Raw genomic sequence first — 6,203 nt, 5'->3', positions numbered from 1 at the left:
AACAAAAACTGATTAACCAAACAAGCCAGAACTATAAATTATAATTCAACTTTATAGTAGAAGGGATTATTGGAAAAACATAGTTTCTTTATCAGTGAGTCGTCAAATTATCATTAGATTAAATTGAGTTTGTCAATCTATTATCAATTCACCAGAAGTTAAATTTTTATTAGGTGATACTGTCATATTTAGGTTTCCTTCTGGAATGCAATAAGCTTTACCTGATTCTCCTAACAACTCCAACAATTACCAGGAGGTTGCCATGCCCCTTATTCTCATCAAAGGAACTTTTTCCATTAAAGGAACTGCCCCTGACGGTGACTCTGTTCGATTTATTCCCAAGAATCCCGCTCTATGGCGAAAGCTAGAAAACCGAGTACGTGCCAATCGCCTAGGAGGGGTACAGCTGCGCCTTGATGCGATCGACGCACTGGAAACCCATTTTCAAGCGCGAGTCGGTGCATTTGGAACCCAGCGTCAACCCGAAGAATTCGGTAACAAAGCTGCTGCTCATCTGCTCGATCTGCTGGGCTTTGATAGCAAAACGATTCGGCGAGGACCGAAGGAAATTGTGCAGGATGCCGCTCCCAACACAGTGAATGGATACATTCTGACTCGCTTTGCTGATATCTACGGACGAGCGATCGCCTTTGCTTTTGCCGGAGATCTCGATGAAAGCGATGGAGCCTCTGTTTTCGTCACTGAAGATCTCCTGAAGCAGAGTGCAAATTACCAGCTTGTTGCCGAGGGTTTGCTATATCCCACGTTCTATTCAAAGCTCTACATTGACCTGAGAAAGGCTCTGGCAGCTGCAACTGAATCAGCCCGCTCTGCTGGGTTGGGCTTGTGGACAAAAGATGTGACCAATCGCGGATTTGAACTCGAAAGTCTGAAAACCATCATTGAGGAGGCTGTTATTCTGCCGAAGCTATTTCGCCGCTTGCTTAGCTACCTGGCAATTAACGATGACAGTGTTGATTTATCTGGATTTATCGACTACCTCAATAGTAACGACGATCGCGTTCTTGTCCTGCCTGAAGGCAAGATTACGGGGTTTGATAATTTGATTGAAGTCAACGGTCAAACCTTGAGGTTAACTGAAAAACCTGAGGATCTGGTATTTATTGAGAAGTAAGAGCCTTCAATGTAAGCGTGTAAATTTTCTATGGCTCGATCGCAGAGGAGACTGTACCGCGGCGTTGCTGAATCGAAGTATGAAGACACAACTTAAGACCCCGCATCGCCCCCTAAATTCCCCAATGCTGGGGGACTTTGAGGATCAGTTCCACCCAATTTTGGGGGGCTAGGGGGGCGAATCATACTCCAATTCAGCAACGCCCTGTACCGCTTCTCCTAGCTCTGTTGATCACTGCTGGACTGCTGGCAGCAGGGTTTTGCGAGGGGGCAGACTGATGAGTCGTGTTTACTGCGATCGATCAGGATGAAGATAGGCTCCATCAATCAGGGTTGGAACACAATTGCTAGCATTGAATGCTGCGGCAAGTTCAACATCTTGCGGGAAGCCTCGTTCAATCAGTTCTTTGCCAGAGCTGCACTGCGGCATGAGCTGCGTTAGACGGTGCTGAAGTCCCTGGAAGGCGATCGCAGCGGCTTCTGCTTCAGGGGACAAATTGCCGCTTAGATAACGAATGATTGCCCCTGCTCCGATCCAGTCTTCAAAAGCGGGACGGAGGCTGCCATCACTCCATTTTTCGCCTGCTGGAACGATCGCAATTTTTCGCCCGTAAGCCATCGCGGCTAAGGCAACGGCGCGACCGTTTCTCAGACATCCGGCTAAGGTTGGAGTCTTTCCAGTGGATAAACTCAACGCTGAACCGTTGGGCGAAGGAAGTACGAGGCGCAAACCTTGGGGAACCGACAGCAAAGAAGCAGGAGAGAGGGAATAGCCATTGCCACCACGCTGGTTTGCCAGTTTCGCGTTAATTGACTCAGCGAATGCTGTTACCGAATCATCTTTGTATTGATAGGGATAAACAATTGCCCCTCGAGAATTTGCAATCTCAACGCAAGTTGAAAACGAAAGCACGTCAACGATGACAATGACATCGCTAATAGAGGCTAGATGGAAAATTCCCTGTTCGCCCCATTCACATCGCACATCAAATTGAGATTGATTGAACACGATCAGAAATGTGCTTCTACAATCGAAAAACAGAATGATAGAATCTTGTCAACGTTTTACTGATTGCGTCAACGTTCGATCAAGCGATTCGTTTGAGACTTTTCTGCCAGGGATTGGTATTCGATCGCATCATGGCTGCAAAAAAGACGAACCTCGTTTTTGTGATTGCGTGAAAGCTGTCGCAGACGGTCTTGATTATGGAGGCGAGCTTGGCGATCGACTTCCATCATGGTTTGGTAGGCACGGAGACCGGGAGTGCATTGGCGATTTGCGCCGTCCATTTCGTGACGGTAGAAATAAGCATCGCCTGCATGAAGCAGCCAGCCGTCTGAGGTTTGAATTGCAACTCCGGCATGACCAGGGGTATGTCCAGCCAGGGGAATTAAGAGAATTTCGGGGGGCAAGCCTTCCAGATCGCGGACTGCCTCGAATTCAAACCAGGGATCGCCGCCTGCTGCGTAGTATTTCCAGTTTTTCACTTCGTCCCACTGTCCGGGACGGTATCGCCGCTTGCCAATAAAGCCGTGCCGAGTTCGAGCGGCGGCTGCTTCGCTTTGCATCAGATGCACGGTGGCTTCGGGAAAATCTTCCAGACCGCCAGCATGATCAAAATCTAGATGAGTCAGCACAATATGGCGCACATCTCGCGCTGAGAAGCCGAGCCGCTCAATTTGATCGATCGCCGTATATTTCTGCTTAAACTGGATGTTATTAAAATAGATAAAAAATGGGCTGAGACGGGAGTGGGGAGCTTGCACGTCGCGCAGTCCAAACCCGGTGTCTACCAGCACTAATCCTTGATTTGTTTCGATCAAAAGACAGTGGCAAACCAGATGAGCCGTCAGACCCCGACTGAAGCCATCAAACAGTGCCCCACCCAAAGGACACATACAGCCACAATTGAGATGATGAATTCGCATGAACCCTCCAGGTTGCTGATCGAACGTTGACGCCGCAGAACTATGACGATTGAACGATGAAATAGAGCTGTGAGATAGAGCCGTGACGATTGCTTGCCGCTCTGCGATGCGAAGCAGTTTTCGGTTGAGTATCGGTTGAGTCAATGGCTGAACCGCTTCGATTGCTCCGATCGTAAGAAGGGAACCGTGAGATATCTTCTTTCCAACGGAGTAGGTCGAACCCGGAAGGAGGAATTGCGGTCAATTCGGGAAAAAAGCCTTGCAGCGAGAGTAAACTAAGTTTTGGCATCGGTTCCAGGATGCGAAAGCGTCTTTAGCGTCTTTTGATTAGCCCCCTGCCGTTAAATTCCCTATGAAGCTGCGTCCTTTTCTCACCGTTCTCTTGGCGATCGTGTTTGTTCTGATTTCTGCCAGCGTGGTTGGGGCAGTGTGGCTCAAGAGCCAGAGCCCGCTGCGGCTCGACGATACGCGCATTTCGAGCAGACCGGAAGCCGCGCTGTTTGTTTCCCGGCAGGCTCCGCTGATGCTGTCGCTTCAGGTAAATCCCGATCGGCTCAAGGCATATCGCTTAACCAATACTCGCATCGGGCAACGGGCACAGGTACAGGCACAGTTTGATCGCTGGCAGCGTCGCTTGCTGGGGGAACCGAAGCTGAGCTATGGCGATGACATTGCGCCCTGGGCAGCCGATGAAATGACCCTGGCCTTGATGAATCCTGATGTCGATCGCGATTTTGAGAACGGGCAGCAGCCGGGCTATTTGCTGGCAGTCGAAGTCGCTGACCCTACTCAGGCAAAAGTCTCACTGCAACGGTTTTGGCGCAGTCAAGCGTCTGCCCAAAATCAGGTAAAAGAGACGTTTGCGGGGGTGGAGTTGACTTATGCAAAGCCAGAGCCGCGCCGCCGATCGGATTCAGACAAAGCCCCGGAACTGCCGTCTTTAACCACTGCGCTCGTCAGCGATCGATTTGTGCTGTTTGCTAATTATCCCAAGGTGCTGCGGCAGGCGTTGAACAATGTGCAGGCGACAGAGCTGAGTTTGAATGCCGATCGCACCTATGAGCAGGCAATTGACCAGTTGAGCGATCGCCGAATCGGAGTAGCTTTTGTGAATGTGCCCCAGTTTGCCACTTGGCTGACGGCACAGCGTCCCGAGCCGAGCGAAATCCGTTTGATTGCGGCATTGCAGCCCACATCCCAGGGCATTTTAGCGAAGCTGAGCTTGCTGTCCGCCCCCGGTTCATCCCACCGTTCAGCGGAACAAGGGTTCGCCGAAAGTTTGCTTGATTTCTCTAACTCAGCAGAATCGTTGCCCGCCCCTTCTTCGGCTGATGCAAAAGCGATTTTGAAAAACCTGCCTGCAACCAGTGCTTTTGCGTTAAGCGGGGTCAATATTGGACAGACCTGGGAACAGTTCCAGAAGTCGGGTGCGTCCTGGGCAACTCCGGTGCGGGAGGCGATCGATCGATTACAGCAGCAATGGGGCGTAGAGTTTGCCGCCGATCTGTTTCCCTGGATGCCGGGAGAATTTGCTTTAGCACTGGTTCCCCGCAGCGGAAATCAAGGTGCGAATGCGGCTGACAAAACGGCTTTGCTTCAGCAGTTCGATGCAGCGTTTATCACTGAGCAGTCACCCAACATAAAAGCAGGACTGGAGCAGCTCAATGCGATCGCCGCTCAGCAAGGACTTAGCAGTGGCACATTTCAGCTTGGCGAACAGGAGGTGTTTGCCTGGACAAAGCTCACGCCGCTCCGGGGGAGAAATAACCTTTCCCTAGAAGCAACGGTTCAAGGACTACACACCCAGCTTGGCAATTATCAGGTTTTTGCCACTTCAGTTGAAGTGATGCGGCAGGTCATCGAAGCCAGCACTGCCGAGACTCCTGCTTCCTTACAGCAGATGATCGCCCAACTTGAAGATGCGGGTGCGCCGAGTCAGGGTCGTTCGCAGATTTATCTGGATTGGACTGAGCTTCGCGCTCGCTATGGCAATCAGCCGATCGTGCAGCGTCTAGAGCAAACGGTGAAGCCTCTGTTCGAAAGCTTGCAGACAGTGGCGTTTACTGCGAAGGGTTCAAATTCAGAGGGTTCAGGTTCGGATCGATCGCTAGGTGCGCTGCTGCTCAGGTTTCAGGAACAGGAATAAAACCTGCCCGATTCACATCGTGTCGGCTTGCCAGCAGGCGACCAGACAGCGAGAACCGTCCCCTCGCTCTTGATCAGAGTGCCAGCAGGCGTTTAGACATCGATTGCTTGCAAGGAGGAACTGCGCTGCAACGTTCCGCTGCAGAATCCTCGCTCTGGCACGGTAGGAACGACAGGAGTAAGCAGGGCTTGATGGACTGCGATGATGTTTACCGATCGTGATAGAACTAGCATTGGGCTCAACAGGGCAAATTTTCATAACCAACTCAAAGTAATCTAGAGAACGTAGCAGGAATCATGGCATCTGTATTCTTGATTGCTTGACAATAAACTTCCTGCTATGAATTTCCTTCTGTATGGTGATCCATCAGGATGGAAGCTTTCTATAGACATCCTTCCCAAAGAATTGAGAATCACACCATTTGCAGCAGCACGATCGGTCACTGGCAAATGTCAGTCTTTCAGAACAAATCAACAAGGTTTTTAACAATTCAAGCAGCCGTTCAATCTGAGCAACAGAATGGATTTCTAAAATCTTCTAAAAGATGGATGTTTTTTAGAATTACGCAATAAACGGATACATAAAAGGCAATTCACCAATCTCACTCCAAAATATTTCTTGCTGTATCTACTTAAAACTAAACTTCTGGCGCATTCCTTTCCTTTAGTTCTCCTTAAGATTACTTAAAAGTCCCCCAGGAGGGGATTGAATTAAATTGCTAAATTTGCGAATTTACCCGTAATATTTTCAATTGTCTCAGCAGATTTATGGTTCAAGCTGTACCTTTTTTCATTGGCTTTTCTCATTACCCGCAGTTAGCCCTGCACGTTCCCGATGGTTTTCTGAATTTGCCTGTTACCCTAATCACCTGGGTCGTTTCGATCGCGTTAATCGCGCTGTCGCTAAATAAAGTACAGGCAGAATACAAAGAGCGAACCGTGCCGCTGATGGGCGTTTGCGCTGCGTTTATCTTTGCGGCTCAAATGATTAACTT

Annotated in this window: 5 protein-coding genes; 3 read left to right on the top strand and 2 right to left on the bottom strand. The window is 49.6% G+C overall.

All coding sequences use genetic code 11. The features are described 5' to 3' along the window. Window positions 1-262: 262 nt before the first annotated feature. Window positions 263-1,135 carry a thermonuclease family protein gene (locus H6F80_RS18810; protein WP_190793056.1) on the top strand — a complete coding sequence of 291 codons (873 nt, stop codon included), beginning with the start codon at window positions 263-265 and terminating at the stop codon, window positions 1,133-1,135. Between the two features lie 288 nt (window positions 1,136-1,423). On the opposite strand, the gene H6F80_RS18805 is transcribed toward H6F80_RS18810, so the two are convergent. Together H6F80_RS18805 and H6F80_RS18800 are read right to left on the bottom strand one after the other, a co-directional pair. Further along, window positions 1,424-2,143, bottom strand: a complete 720-nt coding sequence (locus H6F80_RS18805; protein ID WP_347277900.1) for a 2-phosphosulfolactate phosphatase — start codon at window positions 2,141-2,143, stop codon at window positions 1,424-1,426. 68 nt (window positions 2,144-2,211) lie between these two features. Further along, entirely contained in the window at window positions 2,212-3,207 is a 996-nt protein-coding gene (locus tag H6F80_RS18800; protein ID WP_199296677.1) for an MBL fold metallo-hydrolase, read from the bottom strand. A 208-nt stretch (window positions 3,208-3,415) separates the two neighbouring features. On the opposite strand from H6F80_RS18800, the gene H6F80_RS18795 reads away from it, so the two are divergent. Together H6F80_RS18795 and H6F80_RS18790 are read left to right on the top strand one after the other, a co-directional pair. Then, a complete protein-coding gene (locus H6F80_RS18795) occupies window positions 3,416-5,209 on the top strand; it encodes a DUF3352 domain-containing protein (protein WP_190793055.1) in 1,794 nt (597 codons plus the stop codon). A gap of 767 nt (window positions 5,210-5,976) precedes the next feature. Beyond that, a partial coding sequence (locus tag H6F80_RS18790; RefSeq protein WP_190793054.1) for an energy-coupling factor ABC transporter permease occupies window positions 5,977-6,203 on the top strand: 227 nt, incomplete at its 3' end.

The organism is Leptolyngbya sp. FACHB-711 (assembly GCF_014695615.1).
Classification (GTDB): domain Bacteria; phylum Cyanobacteriota; class Cyanobacteriia; order Elainellales; family Elainellaceae; genus Leptolyngbya_A.
The sequence above is the reverse complement of the archived record's forward strand: the minus strand, read 5'-3'. Positions and strand labels throughout refer to the sequence as shown.